The 3,250-nt window shown below is 68.4% G+C and carries 4 protein-coding genes; 3 read left to right on the forward strand and 1 reads right to left on the reverse strand.

Translation table 11 applies throughout. From position 1 onward, the window contains the following. On the reverse strand, positions 1–893 hold an 893-nt coding region (locus Q0066_RS16380; RefSeq protein WP_298134945.1), incomplete at its 3' end, for an aldo/keto reductase family protein. A 118-nt stretch (positions 894–1,011) separates the two neighbouring features. On the opposite strand from Q0066_RS16380, the gene Q0066_RS16385 reads away from it, so the two are divergent. The 3 genes from Q0066_RS16385 to Q0066_RS16395 all read left to right on the forward strand — a co-directional run bounded on the left by Q0066_RS16385 (position 1,012) and on the right by Q0066_RS16395 (position 3,243). After that, the gene (locus tag Q0066_RS16385; protein WP_298134947.1) at positions 1,012–1,392 is read left to right on the forward strand and encodes a hypothetical protein; all 381 of its coding nucleotides are present in this window, start codon (positions 1,012–1,014) and stop codon (positions 1,390–1,392) included. Positions 1,393–1,561: 169 nt separating this feature from the next. Then, positions 1,562–2,530, forward strand: coding sequence for a bifunctional riboflavin kinase/FAD synthetase (locus Q0066_RS16390; protein WP_298134949.1), 969 nt, complete (start codon positions 1,562–1,564; stop codon positions 2,528–2,530). A gap of 212 nt (positions 2,531–2,742) precedes the next feature. Then, entirely contained in the window at positions 2,743–3,243 is a 501-nt protein-coding gene (locus Q0066_RS16395) for a hypothetical protein (protein WP_298134951.1), read from the forward strand. Positions 3,244–3,250 lie beyond the last annotated feature (7 nt).

Genomic DNA, 3,250 nt, shown 5'->3' on the forward strand with positions numbered 1-3,250 from the left:
GCCGCGGCGTTGTCGGCGACCTGCTCCGGACGCGAGGCGCCGACGATCGCGCAGGCCACATTGTCGTTGGCCAGCACCCAGGCGACCGCCAGCTGCGCCATGCTCAACCCCAGATCGGACGCGATCGGCTTCAGCTTCTGCACCCGCTCCAGAATGGCGTCGTCCAGGAACCGGCTGATGGTGCGCTTGCCGCCCTTCTCATCGGTCGCCCGTGAGCCCTCGGGGACGGGCTGGCCGGGCAGGTACTTGCCGGTCAGCACACCCTGCGCGATCGGCGACCAGACCACCTGTGACAGCCCCAGTTCGCGACTGGTCGGCACCACCTCGCCCTCGATCACCCGCCACAGCATCGAGTACTGCGGCTGGTTCGACACCAGCGCGAAACCCAGCTGCCGAGCCAGTTCCTGACCGGCCCGGATCTGCTCGGCGCTCCACTCACTGACCCCGATGTAGAGGGCCTTGCCCGAGCGGACCACGTCGGCGAAAGCCTGCATGGTCTCTTCCAGCGGCGTCTCCACGTCGTAGCGGTGCGCCTGGTAGACGTCCACGTAGTCGGTGCGCAGCCGGCTCAGTGAGCCGTTGATCGACTCCATGATGTGCTTGCGGCTCAGTCCACTGTCGTTGTGGCCGCGCGGTCCGGTCGGCCAGAACACCTTGGTCATGATCTCGATCGATTCCCGGCGTTCACCGGCCAAGGCCTCGCCGAGCACCGATTCGGCCTTGGTGTTGGCGTAGACGTCGGCGGTGTCGAAGGTGGTGATGCCGGCGTCCAGGGCGGCCCGGACGCAGGCCAGCGCGGCCTCGTTCTCCACCTGCGACCCGTGCGTGAGCCAGTTGCCGTACGTGATCTCAGAGATCTTCAGCCCCGAGCTGCCCAGATGACGAAACTCCATGGTCCCCATCCAACCAGCCCGGCCGAGAGGCTCGGGTGCGGCGTATCACAACCGGGCGGTCGCCCGTCTATCCGTCGAACGCCCCGCGCTCGCGGGGCTCAACGAGAGGAAGCACGCCATGGGCTGCGATCACTACCTGAGGCTTGAGAACGGAACCGGGATCTGCCTCGACCTCGTCATTCCCTATCGCCGGAAATGGCCTTGGCCGCCGGATCCGGTCGATTGGTTCGACCGACTCAAGGAGATCGTGAACGAGGCGGGCGGAGGGTTTCCGGACCCGAGGCGTGAGGTCGTCGACATCCTGGACATCGTCAAGGTCCCCGGAGTCGAACAGGGTGCCTGGTCACGAGATCTCGCCCGCGTGGTGACGATCGCCGACATGGTGTCCCAACTGGAGTCGGCCGAGCTGCGTGAGCGGCTCGGCGCGGAACTGCAGATGCAGGGCGACGAGCTCCTGCAGGCCAATGTGCCGGGCGCCCGCCTCGGCCTCACCGTCTGAACCGATCCGTCCCCGAACCGGCCGAACCCCCAGCTCCGATCCGAGTGGCGACCCGTTGCGGGCCGCCACTCGGCGTCCGGGCTCGTCTCCGCCGGCCGAGCGGTGGCGACCAGGCGCCGGACACTCACGGTCGGGCGGCCGGGCCATTCGACCCCCACTGCGCCGTGGGATGTGCCTCCTCGCGAGGTGGGCGTTAGGCTGGCTCCTCGTGAGCGAATCGGTGGTGGTCATCGGCAACTTCGATGGCGTACACCCGGGCCATGTCGAAGTGCTCGCCGAGGCGCACGCGCGCCGTCCCGATCTGCCGCTGGTGGTGGTCACCTTCTGGCCGCACCCCGTCCGGGTGCTGCGTCCAGAGCGGGCGCCGATGCTGTTGACCGGGCTGGACGAACGGATCGCGCTGCTGCGGGCGGCCGGGGCCGACCGGGTCGAGGTGGTGGACTTCACACCGGAGTTCGCCCGGCTCAGTCCCGAGCAGTTCGTCACCGAGGTGTTGTCGCCGCTGCATCCCGCATTGATCGTGGTGGGGGAGAACTTCCGCTTCGGACACCGCGCAGCCGGCACCGTGGACACGCTCCGCGAACTCGGCCGCGGACGGTTCGAAGTGGACGCGTTGAAGCTGGTCCGCTTTCGTGACGAGGAGACCTGCTCGACGACCATTCGCGAGGCACTCGCCACCGGTGACGTGGCGCACGCCGCAGAGCATCTCGGACGCCCCTTCCGATTCACCGGCGTGGTGGCGCACGGTGACCATCGCGGACGTGAACTGGGCTTTCCAACGGCCAACCTGCCCGTTCCGGACGAGCTGGCCTGCCCGGCGGACGGCGTCTACGCCGGCTGGGTGACCCGGCTCGACGAACTGGACGCCCATGGTGAGCCCTTGCCCGAGGGCCAGGACGCCGAGCGCTGGCCGGCGGCGATCTCGGTGGGCACCAACCCGACCTTCGACGGCGTGCAGCGCCGCGTCGAGTCCTATGTGCTCGACCGCACCGATCTCGAGCTGTACGGCGCTCCGATCGCGGTTGACTTCATCGAACGCATCCGCGGGCAGGTCCGGTTCGAGGGCATCGACGCGCTGATCCTCCAGGTGGAGGACGACGTCCGTCGCAGTCGCGACATCCTGCACGCCGTTGGTTGAGATTCTGCACGCCGTTGGTTGAGCCTGTCGAAACCCGGTTGAGCCCGCTGGCACCACGACCGTCGGCTGAGTCTGTCGAACCCACGCGGCGGGGGTCTCGACAAGCTCGACCAGCGAACCGCAGGCCCACCATCGGGACTCGACAAGTTCGACCAGCGGTCGTTCGCGATGGATGTATTGCGTCGCGCGCACCGGCGGCGCACAGTGGGAGTATGACCGGGTTGGTCGCGTTCGCGGTGGTCGCGCTGCTGGTCGCGATCGTGGTCGGCATGATGCGCCGACCGAAGAAGTCTCGAAGGGTGCCCACGTCGACGGTGCGCACGTCGACCTGGACCCCCGAGGAACTCGGTCTGCTGGAGAGCGATCTCGCCGAACTGACCGCGGCCGGCCACCGGATCGAGCAGGAGTTCGGACGGGCTCCCGTCCAGATGCTGCTGTATCGGGTGGGCAATGTGGTGCGGCGCAATGTGCCGCTGCGCGCCGTCCGGCCCGGACCCTCCCGCGGTCTGGCCCGGATGTGCTTCGCCGACGGCACCACTCTTCAGGTGCAGGGACGCCACGTCGGCGACCTGGGACAGTTGGCGGTCACCGCGGTCACCCACAAGGTGCGGGTCTCCGATTTCCACGCCGAACAGAGCCTGGTGGTGCTCGACCTGGACTGGGACCGCGGCCACGTCAGCGTGCTGGCCGTCGGCCTCGATCAGGACGACTGAGGCGGGC

Origin of the sequence: Micropruina sp., from assembly GCF_027492755.1 — a bacterium.
Classification (GTDB): domain Bacteria; phylum Actinomycetota; class Actinomycetes; order Propionibacteriales; family Propionibacteriaceae; genus Micropruina.

Excerpts from the sequence above, each read along its gene's own strand:
- Q0066_RS16385 (WP_298134947.1), top strand. The coding sequence starts at position 1,012 with ATGGGCTGCGATCACTACCTGAGGCTTGAGAACGGAACCGGGATCTGC.
- Q0066_RS16390 (WP_298134949.1), top strand. The coding sequence starts at position 1,562 with ATGTGCCTCCTCGCGAGGTGGGCGTTAGGCTGGCTCCTCGTGAGCGAA.
- Q0066_RS16395 (WP_298134951.1), top strand. The coding sequence starts at position 2,743 with ATGACCGGGTTGGTCGCGTTCGCGGTGGTCGCGCTGCTGGTCGCGATC.